The 15,748-nt window shown below is 58.1% G+C and carries 12 protein-coding genes; 6 read left to right on the top strand and 6 right to left on the bottom strand.

The features are described from left to right. Nucleotides 1-14 precede the first annotated feature (14 nt). The 3 genes from ACXKZG_RS03270 to ACXKZG_RS03260 form a co-directional block, all read right to left on the bottom strand. The gene (locus ACXKZG_RS03270; RefSeq protein ID WP_265909649.1) at nucleotides 15-971 is read right to left on the bottom strand and encodes a YncE family protein; all 957 of its coding nucleotides are present in this window, start codon (nucleotides 969-971) and stop codon (nucleotides 15-17) included. A 71-nt stretch (nucleotides 972-1,042) separates the two neighbouring features. After that, nucleotides 1,043-1,504 carry a heme-degrading domain-containing protein gene (locus ACXKZG_RS03265; protein WP_013203897.1) on the bottom strand — a complete coding sequence of 154 codons (462 nt, stop codon included), beginning with the start codon at nucleotides 1,502-1,504 and terminating at the stop codon, nucleotides 1,043-1,045. Nucleotides 1,505-1,604: 100 nt separating this feature from the next. Beyond that, nucleotides 1,605-2,525, bottom strand: coding sequence for a LysR substrate-binding domain-containing protein (locus tag ACXKZG_RS03260; RefSeq protein WP_134822779.1), 921 nt, complete (start codon nucleotides 2,523-2,525; stop codon nucleotides 1,605-1,607). A gap of 130 nt (nucleotides 2,526-2,655) precedes the next feature. Between ACXKZG_RS03260 and ACXKZG_RS03255 the strand changes: the two genes are divergently transcribed. Further along, on the top strand, nucleotides 2,656-3,045 hold the full coding sequence (locus ACXKZG_RS03255; RefSeq protein ID WP_013203899.1) for a tautomerase family protein: 390 nt from the start codon (nucleotides 2,656-2,658) through the stop codon (nucleotides 3,043-3,045). 36 nt (nucleotides 3,046-3,081) lie between these two features. On the opposite strand, the gene ACXKZG_RS03250 is transcribed toward ACXKZG_RS03255, so the two are convergent. The 3 genes from ACXKZG_RS03250 to ACXKZG_RS03240 all read right to left on the bottom strand — a co-directional run bounded on the left by ACXKZG_RS03250 (nucleotide 3,082) and on the right by ACXKZG_RS03240 (nucleotide 6,952). After that, on the bottom strand, nucleotides 3,082-4,428 hold the full coding sequence (locus ACXKZG_RS03250) for an amidase (RefSeq protein ID WP_488875689.1): 1,347 nt from the start codon (nucleotides 4,426-4,428) through the stop codon (nucleotides 3,082-3,084). A 60-nt stretch (nucleotides 4,429-4,488) separates the two neighbouring features. After that, nucleotides 4,489-5,649 (bottom strand): alanine racemase, encoded by a 1,161-nt coding sequence (locus tag ACXKZG_RS03245; RefSeq protein WP_488875688.1) that lies wholly within the window; start codon nucleotides 5,647-5,649, stop codon nucleotides 4,489-4,491. 151 nt (nucleotides 5,650-5,800) lie between these two features. Continuing rightward, nucleotides 5,801-6,952: a porin gene (locus tag ACXKZG_RS03240; protein ID WP_013203902.1), complete on the bottom strand. Its 1,152-nt coding sequence runs from the start codon at nucleotides 6,950-6,952 to the stop codon at nucleotides 5,801-5,803. A gap of 330 nt (nucleotides 6,953-7,282) precedes the next feature. Here ACXKZG_RS03240 and ACXKZG_RS03235 point away from each other — a divergent pair, with 330 nt between their 5' ends. The 5 genes from ACXKZG_RS03235 to ACXKZG_RS03215 all read left to right on the top strand — a co-directional run bounded on the left by ACXKZG_RS03235 (nucleotide 7,283) and on the right by ACXKZG_RS03215 (nucleotide 15,741). Continuing rightward, on the top strand, nucleotides 7,283-9,061 hold the full coding sequence (locus ACXKZG_RS03235) for a glycerol-3-phosphate dehydrogenase/oxidase (protein ID WP_488875687.1): 1,779 nt from the start codon (nucleotides 7,283-7,285) through the stop codon (nucleotides 9,059-9,061). Next, the gene (locus tag ACXKZG_RS03230) at nucleotides 9,033-9,878 is read left to right on the top strand and encodes a class I fructose-bisphosphate aldolase (RefSeq protein WP_041692131.1); all 846 of its coding nucleotides are present in this window, start codon (nucleotides 9,033-9,035) and stop codon (nucleotides 9,876-9,878) included. Before ACXKZG_RS03235 ends, ACXKZG_RS03230 begins: the two co-directional genes overlap by 29 nt. 14 nt (nucleotides 9,879-9,892) lie before the next feature. Beyond that, entirely contained in the window at nucleotides 9,893-11,383 is a 1,491-nt protein-coding gene (locus ACXKZG_RS03225; protein ID WP_488875686.1) for an FGGY-family carbohydrate kinase, read from the top strand. A 373-nt stretch (nucleotides 11,384-11,756) separates the two neighbouring features. Then, nucleotides 11,757-14,054 (top strand): phosphatidylglycerol--membrane-oligosaccharide glycerophosphotransferase, encoded by a 2,298-nt coding sequence (gene opgB / locus ACXKZG_RS03220; protein ID WP_488875685.1) that lies wholly within the window; start codon nucleotides 11,757-11,759, stop codon nucleotides 14,052-14,054. Between the two features lie 106 nt (nucleotides 14,055-14,160). After that, nucleotides 14,161-15,741: a methyl-accepting chemotaxis protein gene (locus tag ACXKZG_RS03215; RefSeq protein WP_488875684.1), complete on the top strand. Its 1,581-nt coding sequence runs from the start codon at nucleotides 14,161-14,163 to the stop codon at nucleotides 15,739-15,741. Nucleotides 15,742-15,748: the final 7 nt, after the last annotated feature.

The raw sequence follows: 15,748 nt of genomic DNA, 5'->3' as shown, positions 1-15,748 counted from the left end.
TCCAAATGCCGCGTTTATTCTGCTAACGCATAATAGCTCAATACTTCACAACCTCGCCCGACAGACGGCGTGGCGGTCACGGACAGGCTGGCAATATCAATGACGCTCAGGGTGCCATCATCTTCGTTAGCAATCAGCAGCGTGCGGTTGTCGGGGCTGAAACAGCCGTCCATCGGCTTATTGCCGACAGCCACCTGACCGAGCGGATTCAGCTCGCCGTCAAACAGGCTGATCACCGGCTCCTGATCGCCAATCACCACCAGCAAAGAGCCATCCTCACTGAAGCGGACAATCTGTGACGCCTTCTGGTGGCCGGTGAGCGGCAAGGTGCGGATAAGCTGATGGCTTTCCGCATCCAGCACATACAGACGCGGCTGGTCGCCATCGGTTGCAACGATCGCCGGATGGCACGGCGACGCCGCAATCCCGTTTATCGGTCCCGGCATCGCAATATTGTCCACCACCTGACCTTTGCCGTTTTCCAGCGCCACCACGGTTATCGAGGCATCTTCTTCGTTGTCGGTAAACAGCTTACGGCCGGAAGGCAGGATGGTCAGGCGATGGGTATTGTGCGAAGGCACCGCAATCTGGCTGACGATCTTATCGGTATTGGGGTCGATCGCCAGGATCGTCGCGCTGTTTTCGCAGCACTGATAGACATAGCCATCGCTTGCCAGCCGCGAAGTATGCGGCGACTCCAGCGGGCTGACATCAATAAATCCGCTGACCTGGCGGGAGATCAGATCGATCACCGCAATCTTGTGGCCGGGATGGGGATTATCGCCGTGGATGCCATCACCAAAGATCGGCACATAGGCTTTATGCTGCTGCGGCAGGATCAGTAACTCGTGGGGACGCGGAGGGAAAGCATTAAGCTCCTGCTCTACGGCAAAGGTCTCAGGATTGAGGAACAGCACGTTGCTGCCCTGCTTATCCACTGCGATCAAACCATAGCGAGTGGCCGACGTCATACACACCTCCAGTAAAATGAACGTTTCATTTAAAGGTAGCGCATAACGTCGTCAAGTTTTGCGGGAAAAGGTTACAAAACTTGCTGGATCCCCCACATCGCCAGCGCATGATCCTCATGGGAAGGCAGTCCGCTGACCGTCACCGCACCGATAATCCCGCCACCGGTAAGCAGTAATGGGAAGCTGCCGCCGTGGTCGGTATAGCGCTCAGGATCCATATAATTCATCGCTTCCATCCGCGTGCCGGCCGCTTCATTCACTTCGCCGGTGTATAAAGAGGCATGACCGTTGCGCAGGGTGCTGTTGCGCTTGCGGGCAATCCACTCCAGATTTTCGGCGCTGGAACCCGGCAGCGCGGCGCAGAACAACACCTGACCGAAGGCATAAACTTCAATCGCCACCGGGTAGTTTTCCTGTGAGGCGCGCTGGCGGATCAGCTCACCCACTTTCCAGGCATCATCAAAGCTGAACTGGGTCAGACGAACAAGTTGCTCCTGCTGCAGCAGGGTTTCAAGGCTGGGAACGCTGGACATCGGACTCTCCGTGAGCGGGAAACGAGGCCTTCAGCTTAATTGATTACTATTTTCCAAAATAGATAAATATGAAATATCAGTTCTGTTTTTGCGAGCAAGATCACTGCTCAAACGCCGCCCGCAGCCAGTGAATAAAGCCGCTGACCGCGCGCGGCACCTGCGCAGACCACGGGCGCACCACGTACAGCATCCCGGCAAAGGCGCCCACCGTCTGCCAGTCTGGCAACACCTCCACCAGCCGCCCTTCGCTTAAGGCCGCGCGGGCGCTGAAGTCCGGCAGCAGCGCGATGCCCAGCCCGTCCAGCGCCGCATCGCGAATGGATTCACTGTTATTGGTGGCAAACGGCCCGCTGACGTTCACCGTCACCGATTCTTCTCCCGCCTGGCGTGAGGCAAAGGTCCAGCGTGGCATCTCCGTGCCGCGCGGGTAATACAGACACTGATGATCGCTCAGGGCCTGCGGCGTTTGCGGGAAGCCGTGCTGCGCAAGATACGCCGGGGAAGCAACCACCTGCGCATGCGTGGCACACAGCGGCAGCGCCACATGGGTTTCGGGCAGGGTATCGCTGTGGCGGATAGCGAGGTCAAAGCCTTCACTGGCCAGCGATACCAGTCGGTCGGACACCTCAAGCTGCACACGCACCTGTGGATGCTCGCGCAGAAAGGCGGTGATATGCGGCACCAGCTGCTGGCGGGCAAATGCCACCGGCGCCGTCACCCGCACCAGGCCGCGTAACGGCCCCGCCGAGTCACGCACGCTGAAAAAGCTCTGTTCAATCTGCGCAAAAGGCTGGCGTAACTCTTCCACCAGCTTCTCACCGGCACTGGTCAGCCGCAGGCTGCGGGTGGTACGCGTAACCAGCGGCACGCCCGCCAGATGCTCCAGCTCTTTAATTTTCTGGCTCATCGCCGCTTTGCTGACCTCCAGGCGCTCGGCAGCCCGGGTAAAGCTCCCCTGCTCTGCCAGCACCGTCAGCCAGTGCAGATGGATCCACAGCGCGTCGGTCTTTACGTCTTTCATGGTTATTGTTCACAATAGTAAATAATCAATTCAAGTATAGCGCTTTTTCCCGTCTCATAATCCCCGTAAAGTGAACCTCAGATAAGCCGCAGCCATCCGGCTCAATTGACTGTTTTCAGGGGATAAACCAATGCCATTACTGCAATTCGATGTGATTCAGGGCCGTTCAGAATCGGAGATGAGAACCTTACTGGACGCAGCGCACCGCGCGGTGCTGGCGGCGTTTAAGGTGCCAGCGCGCGATCGCTACCAGATTGTTCACGAAAACAAAGCGTATCAGATGGTGTTTGAAGATACCGGACTGGGTCTGACCCGTACTGATAATCTGGTGATGGTGCGCGTCTTTACCAGCCCGCGCAGCGATGAGCAGAAGCAGTTTTTTATGGCCGAACTGTGCCGTGAGCTGAAAGAGAGCTGTGGCATTTTGGGCAGCGACGTGATGATCAGTTTTATCACCAACGGCAAAGGCGACTGGAGCTTTGGCAACGGCGTGGCGCAGTATATGACCGGCGATCTGTAAACTGACGGCACGCTTGTCCGGCAAGCGCGCCGACGATTATTCCCAGCCAGCGGGCTGTTGATGCCAGCCGGTCAGCGATTCCAGCCGGTGCGCCATCGCCAGCAGCTGTGACTCATGGTGGTAGTTGGCCACCAGCTGCGCACCAATCGGCATCCCTTCAGCACTCAGCGCCACCGGCAGGGTAATCGCACAGCCATCAAGATAGTTCACCGCACGGGTCAGCAGCGCCAGCGTGGCCTGCTGCTCATCCACCTCGTCAACCGGGCAGGCGGTGATGGTCAGCGTTGGCATCAGCAGGATATCCCAGTCGTCCATCAACTCATGGAACTGCCCGATATGCTGCTCACGCTGGCGTAACAGGCCTTCGAAGCTCTCTTTATTGATCGCCGCCCCGTGCAGCAGCTTCTCCGCCGTTAACGGATTGTAGCGATCGCGGTGGCTGGTCATCATCTCGCGATGCCAGGCCCAGGCTTCCGCCGAAATAATTTCCCCGCTGCGGGCGCTCAGCCCGGTCCATGAGAACGGCAGCTTAATGCGGGTGACCGATATTCCCGCCTCGCTCAGCCGTCTCTGGGTCTTTTCCAGCGCGGCGACAATCTCTGGGTCGATTGCCGCGCCCAGCGTATCCGGCTCAATAAACGCCACCTTTAACGTGTCCGCCACCGCAAGGCGCTGCGTATCGCCACTCATACTGCGGTAAATCAGCTCCGCGTCGGCCACCGTGTGGGTTAACGGACCAATCGAATCCAGCGTGGTGGAGAGCGGAATACAGCCTTCGCGGCTGATGCGATTTTGCGTGGGCTTCAGGCCCACCAGGCCATTCAGCGCGGCGGGAATACGCACCGAGCCGCCGGTATCGGTGCCGATCGCCGCCGGCACTAAGCCCGCCGCCACCGCCACCGCCGATCCGCTGGAGGATCCGCCCGGTACGCGATGCACCTCGCAATCCCAGGGATTCCACGGCGTGCCGGCATTCTGATTGATCCCCCAGCCGCCAAAGGCAAACTCCACCAGCTGGGTTTTTCCGGCAATCACCGCGCCGTGTTGCAGCAACCGGGTTACCGCAGGCGCGGTATGGGTTGAGCGGCTGTCCGGCAGCTGACGGGAGCTGGCGCTGCAGGGCGTGCCCCGCCAGTGCAGCAGATCCTTAATGCCCAGTGGCATCCCCTGTAGCGGCCCAAGATCGACGCCGGCTTTCAGCAACAGATCCTGCCCCTGCGCTGCCGTCAGCATCGTCTGCGCAAACACCGTGACAAACGCATTGAGCCTGTCGTTATAACGGGCGATGCGGGCGAGATAAAATTCCGCAATCTCTTCACAGCTCAGCTCGCCGCGACGTAACGCGGCGGCCAGTTCGGCGATCGGTGAAAATGGCGCAATCATGCGGTCTCCATGGCCTGTCATCATTTATGAAGGAGACAGTGCAATATCCGATCCATATTTTTACAGAAACATGCCGCGCGCATCGATATTGATGATTTCCGCCGTGCCATGGCTGTTTCTCATCACAAATTGCGTAAATTGTGCCATTACCGCGCAGGAGTGATTGGGGAAAACGCGCATCAGGCTGCCGAGCGGCGGTGTATTGCCATAATGTGGAATAAAGCCGTGCTCTTCCGATAATTTTTCGACGCGATACTGCCGATCCGTCAGCGCATTAACCGCCAGACCAAAATCGGCTGCACCAGTTCCGTGCGGACCCTTGTCAGAACTGAGTGCTTTTGAGCCCGCATCAATAATGGCGTAGCGATCGTTTACCGACACCACCCGCGCGACCACGCTGATGGCCACCTCATCCAGCGTGCACAGCTGCAGGCGCAACCCGGTAAGATCGCATAAGGCGTAATTGCCGGGACGGATCTCGTCATACCCTTCAGGCAACGGCGCACCAAGGATCGACGGCGTTGCACCGACGGACAGCGCGCAATGCGTAAATCCGGCCTGATGCAGGCGCTGGCGCAGTCCCTGCATACACTGGGCTTCTGCCTGCACGATCGCCGCCATCTGCTGCGGGTTCTGTGCGCCATAGGCATGTCCGGCATGAGAGACCAGCCCGGCAAAGTGCAGGCCGGCGGCTTGCACCGCGTGGGCCAGCTGCAACGCTTCGTCGCCTTCCGGATTGACCCCAACCCGTCCAAGCCCGACATCAACCTTGATCCACACCGATAAATCCAGCGAAGTGACCGCCGCTGCGGCCTGCGCGATAGCCGCCACGCCGGCCTGACTGGCGACAATCACCCCCAGTTTGCAGCCGTTGCTGGCGGCCAAGGCAAACAGCGCGCTGACGCTTTCAGCCAGTACCACCGGGTAAGCCAGCAGCACATCGCGCACGCCGCCGTTGATAAACACCACGCCTTCACTGGGTTTCGACACGGTGATGCCGACCGCGCCCAGCGCAATCTGCTGTTGTGCGATCGCCACGCTTTTATGGGTTTTCACATGAGGACGGAGCCGGACGTTCCCCGTCGCGGCGCGCTGCTGCATCTGCTGTAAATTACGCGTAAGCCGTTGCGCATCGATTTCAATATAGGGCGTCAGCCGGTCGTCATAAAATGGACGATCGCTGCCTGCCACTGCTTCTGAACCTGCCTTGAGTTGATTCACACTGCCTCCATCGCATCGGACTCTCCCGTCATCAGGAGCGAGTTGCCCATCCTAACCCAAACGCGCCTCAGCGAAAAAAAAAGCGCCCGTGCAAATGCAGGGGCGCTCAGAGTCTGCCTGAACCGTGAATAAGGTCACGGTTTACAGCGAATTAGAAGTCGTAACGCAGACGGACCAGGTTCATATCACCCAGGTTGTCGGTGCTGGAGGTGAAGACGTGTTCGTAGTCAACACGGAAGCCGTAATCCAGCTGGAAGGTCACGCCGACGCCGTTATCGATGCGCTGATAGTTGCGGTCGTTAACGTACTCCAGACGGTCACCCATAAAGTACGGCATCACCGATTTCAGGGCGTACTGGCCCACCGGGATGGTGTAACCGGCCAGATATTCAATGCCCCACGCATCGCCCGCGAAGTAGTTATTCACGTTAACTTGCTTGGTGGTCAGGAAGTTCTGGTAGTAACCGCCGCCGAAGCTGAAGGTCCAGTTGTCCGGTTTCCAGCTCAGAGAAGTGCCGTAGATGTTCTGATCGTAGGTTTTGTTGTCGCCGTTGCCAGGGTTACGCATCTCTGCGCGGGTGTAGTTCCACGCGGTGCCCCAGGTCAGGTCTTTGGTCAGGTGATAATCCACACCCAGCGAGCCGCCGCCCTGACGCTTGTAGCGTAAGCCGTTGCCCGGCAGGTATTCGTTATCGCTGAACAGGTACGACGCATAGACGTCAGCCGCGCCGAAGGTGTTTTTGTACTTCAGCATCTTACGGCTACGGTATGAACCATCGTAGTCGCCGTTGATGCCGTTGCCCGGTGCCTGGGCAAGCATGTCGTAATCCCAGATATCGGTTTTCGCGCCGACCACATCATAGTAAACGCTGTTCTGCTGGCCGAAGGTCATCTGGCCCCAGGTCTTACTTTTGAAACCGGTATACAGCATACGGCGGCTGGTGTTGTTAGCGCCGTCAGCGTGATGATTATCCCAGTCAAACACCGCCGGAATATTCACGCCCAGCTCGTAGTAACCGATCCAGCTAATGTCATCAAACAGGTAGTAATCCGCCGCAAAGCGGAAACGGGTGCCACCATCGAAGCCGTTACGCTTGTAAGAGCCGTTATCGCTGGCGCCGGTCATATTGTTGAACTGCGGACGAATACTGCCGCCAACGGTAAAGTTCAGGCGGCTGAGCGGGTCGCCAGCCTGAGGATCTTGCTTCAACACAGTCACTTCTGCATGGGCGGCGAATGACGCACTGCCTGCCAGCAGCCCCAGACCAATGGCCTGAGATAAAACGCGCATTTTTGTTAACATAATGTATCCCTGGAAAGAATCGTCTTAGAATTTTGCCCGCTGATAATAGCCTGAGAAACATGACAAAAAATCGCCTTTCATGACCGTTTTGTGCGGTTTTGCTGACGAAATCATTAAGTAAATGTGTCATTTGACGCATTTACTCACGAAATCAAGCATTTTGTGCGGTTTTTAGCGTTTCCTGTGCAGCATTCTCATCAGAATTGATGTTTTGCAATAATTTGCCGATAAGCGCCGTTAACGCTGCGCGGGTTAACACTTTTGCAACACCAAAGTGAATTTCTGTCCCTGACTGCTATACCTCACAAAGGATTGCATAAGGAGGACAGCATGGCATCAGACAGCAGCAGGCCTGACGATCGCGAGGCGCGACTGACCCGGCTCCGGCAACTCACCCGCACGCCGGTACTGATTATTGGTGGCGGCATTAACGGCATCAGCACCTTCCGCGAGCTGGCCCTGCAGGGGATCCCGGTGGTGATGGTGGAAAAAGGCGACTGGTGTCAGGCTGCCAGCGGCGCGTTGTCACGGATGATCCACGGCGGATTGCGCTATCTGGAAACCGGTGAGTTTTCGCTGGTGAAAGAGTCGGTACAGGAGCGCGACCGGCTGTTAAAAAATGCGCCGCACTTCGTCGCCCCGCTGCGCACCACCGTGCCCATTGACAGCTGGGGTGGTGGCCTGATGAATGCCGGAAAACGCTTCCTGCGCCTGTCCGAAAAACCGAGTCGTCGCGGCGCGCTGGTGATCAAAACCGGCCTGGCGCTGTATGACACCTGGTCCCGCCGCTTCGGCACCCTGCCCAAACATCAGCTGCACACTAAACAACAGACCCAACAACGTTGGCCGGGTTTTGCCGACTGGGTGAAGTGCAGCGCCGCCTATTACGATGCGTGGATTGCCGCACCGGAACGGCTGGGCTTTGAACTGATTGACGATACCGAGCGTGCGGCCGCAGGCGCGCTGGCGCTGAACTATGTCAGCGTTGAGCAGTGTGATGGCGAGAACATCACCCTGCGCGACAGCTTCAGCGGCGAGACGTTTTCGCTGCGACCGCATGTGGTGGTCAATGCCACCGGCGCGTGGATCGATCGGCTGAACGGCACCTTAAGCCCGACCCTGCCGGAGCAAAAGCTGATTGGCGGCACCAAGGGCTCGCATCTGATCCTGCGCAGCCCGGAGCTGCTGCAGATGCTGGATGGCGAAATGGTCTACTACGAGAATCAGGAAGGCCGGGTTTGCATCATGTTCCCGTGGTACGGCAACGTGCTGGTGGGCTCGACCGATATTCGGGTGGATAACCCGGATGATGTGGTCTGCGAAGCGGACGAGAAAACCTATATTCTGCAATCGCTGCGCTTCGTCTTTCCCCACCTTAAGGTCAAAGACGAAGACGTGCTCTATACCTTCAGCGGCGTGCGCCCGCTTCCGGCCAGCGATTCGGCCTTTAATGGCACCATTTCACGCAATCACTCATTAGTGTTACTGCCGCCGGTGGCCGGACGGGAGTTCACCACCCTGTGCCTGGTCGGCGGCAAATGGACCACCTTCCGCAAATTTGGCGAAGAAGCGGCAGACCGCGTGCTGAAGCTGCTGGGCGAAAGCCGCAAGGTCAGCACGGTGGAGTTGGCGATTGGCGGCGGCCGCAATTATCCCAATGCGGCGCGAAAACCCATCTGGATGCACGAACTGAGTGAGGAATTCGGCCTGACGCCGGCGCGCGTTTCACAGCTGGTTGCCCGTTACGGCACCCGCGCCCAGGCGATGCTGCATACCATGGCACTCCAGCCTGACCAGCCGTTGCAGGCTAACCCGAACTGGAGCCAGAACGAAATACGCTTCCTGATCGCGCACGAGCAGGTGCAGACGCTGGAGGACCTGTTGGTTCGCCGCACGCCGCTGGCCATCAGCGGACAGCTGACCGTTGATCTGATTGCGGAGATCAACCGCCTGCTGGCGGAGGCGCGCGGCTGGTCGCCGGAACAGGCCGCGCAGCACCTCGATCACACCCTTGCACGTCTTGCCAGCCTGCACGGGCTCGGCAGGCTTTCTCCTGTGGCCGTTAATAAGGAAACCCGCCATGTCAGCCAGTCAGAAAGTGAGGCTTAACCGACTCTTTAATCAGGGTAAATGCCTGGATGTCGCCATCGATCACGGCATCGCCAACGAGCCCGATTTCCTGATCGGCCTGGAAGATATCGCCAGCGTGATGCGCAGCCTGGTCACCGCTCAGCCTGACGCGATTCAGGTCAATTACGGCCAGGCCGATCTGCTTCAGCAATTGCCCCAGCGCCACAAGCCCGCGCTGGTGCTGCGCACCGACGTCGGCAATGCCTATAACGCCGCCCGTCATCGTGAGATGTGGGCGGTGCTGCACAATCCGGACGATCCGATTCTGGCGGCCCTGCAAATGGACGCGGCGGCAGTGGTGGTGAATCTCTATCTGATCCCCGATGAGCCGGGCATTTTTCGCCAGTGCATTGAGAATATCGGCCGGCTGCGCCACGCCTGCGAGCGTTACGGCATGCCGCTGATGATTGAGCCGCTGGTAATGGCAGCGGCCGGACAGGGCGCGGCCTATGGCTCGCTGGGCGACGTGGAGAAAATGGTGCCGCTGGTCCGGCTGGCGCGCGAACTGGGCGCGGATATCATCAAGGTTGATCCGACCGATAACGTGGAAGAGTTTCACCGCGTGGTGGAAGCGGCCCGTTGTCCGACGCTGGTGCGCGGCGGCGGCAAGGGTGAACTTGGCCCGGTGCTGACCAAAAGCGCGGCGCTGATGGCGCAGGGCGCATCCGGCATGGTGTATGGCCGTAACGTCTATCAACACAGCAATCCGGCCAGCGTGGTGACGGCGCTGATGGCGATAATTCATCAGGGCGTCAGCGGAGAAGAGGCGCTGGCGATCTATCAGCGTGCTGGCTGAAACGGAGAAATGCGATGAGCCAACTGCTGGGCATTGATGCCGGCAACACCATGATTAAGGCGGTGTTGTTCGATCTGGATGGCACGGTCCGCGCCGTTGCCAGCTGTGCGGGCGAAACCCACCAGCCACAGCCCGGCTATGCCGAACGACCGGTGAACGAGGTCTGGCTGGGCGTCACCGCCGCCATCAAAGCCTGCCTGGCGCAGATGCCGGATGCGCAGGTGATTGCCGTCGGTGCCGCCGGGCATGGCAACGGGCTGTATGCGCTGGATCAGGCGCAGCAGCCGTTAATCGGCATTCAGTCGGTCGACAGCCGCGCCGCCGACCGGGTGGAGGAGCTGGAACAGAGCGGCAACGCAGCGGCGATTTATGCCCGTTCGCTGCAAAAAGTCTGGGCCAGCTCAACGCCGGTGTTGCTGAGCTGGCTGAAGCGAAACTGGCCGGAACTGTATCAGCGCATCGGCCATGTGCTCTGTGCCAAGGACGTTATCAGTCACTTCCTGTCTGGCGAAGTCAGTGCTGACTATTCCGATGCGTCCGGAGCCGGGCTGATTGATCACCGCGTTCGCGGCTACAGCGCCGACCTGCTGGCCCTGTACGACCTGGCGGACGCCCTGCCGCTGCTTCCCGCCCTGCATGAATCCTGCGAAGTGGTCGGCACCGTCACCCCACATGCCGCGCAGCTTACCGGTTTACCTGCCGGTATTCCGGTGGTGGCGGGGATCTTTGACGTGGTGGCCAGTGCCGTTGGCTCCGGCGTGGTGTCGCCAGGCGAAGCCTCGATTGTGGCAGGCACCTGGAGCATTAATCAGGTGGTGGTGTCCCGCCCCGATTATCTGCGTCCGGTCTTTATGAACGCCCTGATTGAGCGCGATCGCTATATGGCGATTGAAGCCAGCGCCACCTCGGCGACCAATCTGGACTGGTTTATCCGCGAGTTTGCCGACGGCCGCAGCGGCGGCGCAGAACAAAGCAGTGATTTAGTGGCAAAGGTGGTGCCGGATGCGCATCTGCCGGTCTACCATCCCTACCTCTATTCCGGCCGGAAAGAAGAACCGGCCAAAGCCGGATTCTATGGCCTCAGCGGCTGGCATACCCGCGCCGATATGCTGTTCGCCTTATTTGAAGGCGTGACCTTTTCTCACCGTGCGCATATCGATCGGCTGCGCGCGGCCGGGCTGCCGTTCACCTCGGCCACTCTTTCTGGCGGTGCCAGCCGCAGCTGCGTCTGGCCACAGATGTTTGCCGACGTGTTGGCGATCCCGATTCAGGTCGCGGAGTGTAAAGAGACCGGCGCGTTGGGCGCGGCAATCTGTGCCGGCGTCGGCGTGGGGATCTGGGCGAATCTGGCGGAAGGCGTGGCGCAGGCGGTCAAGCTCAACCCGGTGATTTTGCAGCCCGACGCTGCCCGCGTTGCCTTCCATGAACCCCGTTATCGCCTGTTCAAAAAGCTGGAGCGGGCGATGGACAGCCTCTGGCATGAAGAGCTTAACGACCTGGCTTAACGTGATCTAAATCTGAATTCCGTTACGTCGCTGGCGGGCAACCGGCGAGCACATAACGTTAATTTAACTTAACACTCCGCAAGCAGGCTGGCGGAGAACACCCGCATTTTACTGATAATTCAACGAACTTCCCGTCATCTGCCCCACTTACGCCCCGAAAAACGTTAATGTAACCGATTTGAAAATAATACAAACTTAAACAAAGTGTAAACAGACCGTCATAAATCGCGCGGTCAGGCGCATTTTGCTGGGTGGTAACAACATTGCCAGGGATAATTCGCTGCGCTAAATTGGCATATTACGCGCAGATCAGACCACTGCTACTTCCGGCACAGGGCAGGGATCGCGTCAGGTTGAGGATAAAAATAAGCTCATGGGTTCAGAATTACTCTCGCTGGTACTGTTCATTGCTTCAGTGTCGCTTTACACCTGGAAAGCCGGAAGAAATAAACTGTGGTTCAGCGCTATTCTGCTGTTTCTTGGCATCTATATCATTCTGAACGCCTCAATGCTCGCGAGTAATTATTTTACCGGCGAAGGCATTAATGACGCGGTTATTTACACCATTACCAGCAGCTTAAGCGGCGCGGGGATCAGCAAATATATTCTTCCGGCGGTGGGATTGATTGTCGCGCTGGTTGTGCTGTTTGGCGTTTTGTCCTGGCTGTTACGCCTGCGCAAAGGCCATCGCGCCAGTCCGCTCTACAGCCTGCTGGCGGTGATTCTGGCCGTTGCCTCGATCAATACCACGCCGGCCTATCAGCAGGTGGCCAGCCTGATTAAATCCCAGGTCGGAAAAGGTAACTCCGATTTTTATACCCATTACAAAGTGCCGGGAAAACAGCTTCGCGGGGATAAGCCCAATCTGGTTTATATCTATGCCGAAAGCCTGGAACGCACCTACTTCGATGAAAAAGCCTTTCCCGGTCTGGCGCCGGAACTGAGCAAGATTAAAGATAACGCCTACGACTTCAGCAATACCGAACAGCTGCCGGGAACCGAATATACCATTGCCGGGATGGTGGCCTCGCAGTGTGGCATCCCGCTGTTTGCACCGTTTGACGGCAATGCCTCCAGCTCGCTCTCCACCTTCTACCCGCAGAACGTCTGCCTGGGTGACATCCTGAAGTCTTCCGGCTACCAGAACTACTTTTACCAGGGCGCGAGCCTGAGCTTCGCCGGCAAAGACCTGTTCCTCTCCTCGCACGGCTTCGACCATCTGTATGGCTATAACGAGCTGAAATCGGTGGTCAAAGACCCCAACTACCGCAACGACTGGGGCTGGTATGACGACACGCTGCTGGACGTGGTGTTCGATAAATACTTTGAGCTGGCAAAGCAGAACCGCCCTTTCTCGCTGTTTGCGTTGACCGTCGATACCCATCATCCGGACGGATTTATCTCGCGCAGCTGCCAGCGCAAAGACTATCCGTATGAGGGCAAACCGAACAAATCCTTTGCCGCAGTGGCCTGTAGCCAGGAACATATTGCCCGGCTGATCCAGCGCATTCAGGCTACGCCGTACTTTAAAAACACCATTATCGTGGTCAGTTCCGATCACCTGGCGATGAACAACACCGCCTACAAATACCTGAATCAGCATGACCGCAGCGATCTGTTCTTTATGGTGCGCGGCAACGACGTCACCAGCAAAGTGCTGCCGGTGAAACGCAGCACGCTGGATAACGGCGCGACGGTGCTGGATGCGATGGGTGGCGATAACTTTATCGGCCTTGGCCGCAGCAGCCTGTCGTCGACCTCGATGGTAGCCACCTATCTTAATATCAAAGACAAAATCAACGAGTGGAAGCCCGACGTCATCAAGCTGTGGAACTTCCCGAAATCGATTTCCGATTACAAAATTGATACGGTCAGCAACACCTTCAGCTTCTCCGGCATGCACTTCAAGCTGCCGCTGCTGCTGTCGGTGAAGCCGAACAGGATTGAGCCAAAGTTTGACGTCTACCTCGCAACCCCGCTAAAGCAACAGCTGGCGAACTTTGCGCCCGACGAGAAGTTTGTCTGGATTGATCGCTGCTTCAAAATGGGCGATGTCTGGGACGAGAAGCTGGAGCTGAACCCTGGCCTGTGCGTCGCTGACGGCACGCTGAACTCTGCGCCACAAATTGAGCAGATTGAACCGGGCAACACGCTGGGCAAGGTGTCCTTCAAAAAGACCGGCGATAACAGCGACGCGCGTTATCAGCAGGCGGTAACGCGCCTGAGAGTCACCGATGACGATCTGCGTTATACCGCCGACCACATCATGTTCGGCCTGCCGGGCCTGCCGAAGCAGGTGCAAAAGGTCACCGGCCTCTCCTTTATCGAACCCTGGGGTGGACGCTGGTCTGACGCCAATCTGCTGCCGACCGTCACCGTGCAGTATCTGGAACCGCTGCCGGCAGCCTTTGACCTGACGCTGACCGCGCGGGCCTTTGGCAAAAACAGCCAGAAGCCGTTCACCGTTAAGGTGGGTGACCGCACGCAACAGATTACGCTGACCAATGCCGACAGCACGCTTAAGATTCATTTCACTAATCCAGCGCAGTCGCGCACCATTGAAATCCTGCCGCCAGCGCCGGAAGAGACCGCCGAAGGCGCTATCGACGGATTTGCAGCGCGTAAGCTGGGCATCGGACTGGTCAGCCTGCAGGTGACCGCCACCGAATAAACTGAGAGCTGCCTCACAAATATTCATCAAGTTTTCGCCCCTGTTGCCGATTTAACCTGCTTCAGGGGCGCAAACGAAAGCCCTGTCTTTCAGAGGGAAACATGTGATGGCATCAGTGAAAAATATGAAGGTCGGGGTTCGCCTCGGCGCTGCGTTCAGTTTGGTGATCCTGTTGTTGATCATCGTGAGCGTAACCGCAGTAGTCAAAATCAGCACCATTAACGACGCGGTCAGCAGCATCGTCAGCGATCGTTATATCAAAGTCCGCCTGGCATTTGACGTGCGCGATGGCGTCAACGATCAGATTAAATTCCTGCGCGGCATGGTTATCGACACCACCCGCCCACAATACAACGTTAAGCGCTTCGGTCAGCTCACTGACGCCACCGACAAAACCAATCTGGCGGTGGGCAAAATTGCCCAGCTGCAAACCACGCCCGTGGGTATCAAAAAAATTCAGGCGGTTAAAGACGCGGCTCAGACATTTGAAACGGCTAAATCCACGCTGCTGGAGATGATCCGCGCCGGTAAACAAGATGAAGCGGCCGAATTCGCCCTGCAAAAAATGACCCCGGCACAGAATACCTATCTGAATCTGGCCTCCGCCTTTGCCGACTCGCAGTCGCAACAGCTGGTTGCTGAAGGCGCGCTGGCCGGCACGGAAGGGAACAGTGCGATTCAAATCACCCTGATCTTCTCTGCCCTGGCGATCCTGGCCGCAGTCCTGCTGGGCTATTTCCTCGCCCGCTCTATCGTGCGTCCGTTGCGTGAAGCGGTGACCATTGCCGAGAACGTGGCGGCAGGCGATCTGCGCACGGTGATCCGCGTCAACTCTACCGATGAAACCGGTCAGCTGATGCAGGCCCTGAAGCACATGAACGAAAACCTGCTGCGCATCGTCACCGAAGTGCGCTCCGGCACCGATTTGATCCATAACGCCTCCAGCGAAATTTCAGCGGGCAATATGGACCTGTCATCACGCACCGAGCAGCAGGCCAGCTCGCTGGAAGAGACCGCCTCGGCAATGGAGCAGATGACCTCAACCGTCAAGCAGAACGCCGACAACGCCCGCCAGGCCAATGAACTGGCCGCGCTGGCGTCGAAAGTCGCCAGCCAGAGCGGTGATGCGGTGAAGCAGGTGGTCAGCACCATGGAGATGATCAACGGCTCCTCACGCAAAATTGTCGACATCATCAGCGTGATCGACGGCATTGCCTTCCAGACCAACATCCTGGCGCTGAACGCGGCGGTAGAAGCGGCGCGTGCCGGTGAACAGGGTCGCGGCTTTGCGGTGGTGGCCTCGGAAGTGCGCAGCCTGGCGCAGCGTTCTGCTTCAGCGGCGAAAGAGATTGCCCAGCTGATTGAAGACTCGGTCAGCAAAGTGGACGAAGGCGGCAAGCAGGTGGCAAAAGCCGGTACCACCATGGAAGAAGTGCTGAGCAGCGTGAAAAGCGTGACCGCCATCATGGGCGAAATCTCAATTGCCAGCTCAGAGCAAAGCACCGGCATCAACGAGATCAGCATGGCGATCACCCAGATGGACCAGGTGACGCAGCAGAACGCCGCGTTGGTAAACCAGTCGGCGTCGGCGGCGCAATCGCTGCAAGAGCAGGCAGAACAGCTGTCGCGGGCGATCAGCGTGTTCAAGGTTAACGACGCGCAGTACCACGGTCAGGCGCTGGCCTGATTGTTGA

The organism is Erwinia sp. 2186 (genome assembly GCF_057812255.1).
Note: the sequence above shows the minus strand (reverse complement) of the source record. Positions and strands in the feature narration are given on the sequence as shown.

What these genes read in the sequence shown, in the direction of transcription:
- ACXKZG_RS03215 (WP_488875684.1), top strand. Translation starts at nt 14,161, where the DNA reads ATGGCATCAGTGAAAAATATGAAGGTCGGGGTTCGCCTCGGCGCTGCG.
- ACXKZG_RS03260 (WP_134822779.1), bottom strand. Translation starts at nt 2,525, where the DNA reads ATGAAAGACGTAAAGACCGACGCGCTGTGGATCCATCTGCACTGGCTG.
- opgB (WP_488875685.1), top strand. Translation starts at nt 11,757, where the DNA reads ATGGGTTCAGAATTACTCTCGCTGGTACTGTTCATTGCTTCAGTGTCG.
- ACXKZG_RS03225 (WP_488875686.1), top strand. Translation starts at nt 9,893, where the DNA reads ATGAGCCAACTGCTGGGCATTGATGCCGGCAACACCATGATTAAGGCG.
- ACXKZG_RS03255 (WP_013203899.1), top strand. Translation starts at nt 2,656, where the DNA reads ATGCCATTACTGCAATTCGATGTGATTCAGGGCCGTTCAGAATCGGAG.
- ACXKZG_RS03240 (WP_013203902.1), bottom strand. Translation starts at nt 6,952, where the DNA reads ATGTTAACAAAAATGCGCGTTTTATCTCAGGCCATTGGTCTGGGGCTG.
- ACXKZG_RS03265 (WP_013203897.1), bottom strand. Translation starts at nt 1,504, where the DNA reads ATGTCCAGCGTTCCCAGCCTTGAAACCCTGCTGCAGCAGGAGCAACTT.
- ACXKZG_RS03250 (WP_488875689.1), bottom strand. Translation starts at nt 4,428, where the DNA reads ATGATTGCGCCATTTTCACCGATCGCCGAACTGGCCGCCGCGTTACGT.
- ACXKZG_RS03230 (WP_041692131.1), top strand. Translation starts at nt 9,033, where the DNA reads ATGTCAGCCAGTCAGAAAGTGAGGCTTAACCGACTCTTTAATCAGGGT.
- ACXKZG_RS03235 (WP_488875687.1), top strand. Translation starts at nt 7,283, where the DNA reads ATGGCATCAGACAGCAGCAGGCCTGACGATCGCGAGGCGCGACTGACC.
- ACXKZG_RS03270 (WP_265909649.1), bottom strand. Translation starts at nt 971, where the DNA reads ATGACGTCGGCCACTCGCTATGGTTTGATCGCAGTGGATAAGCAGGGC.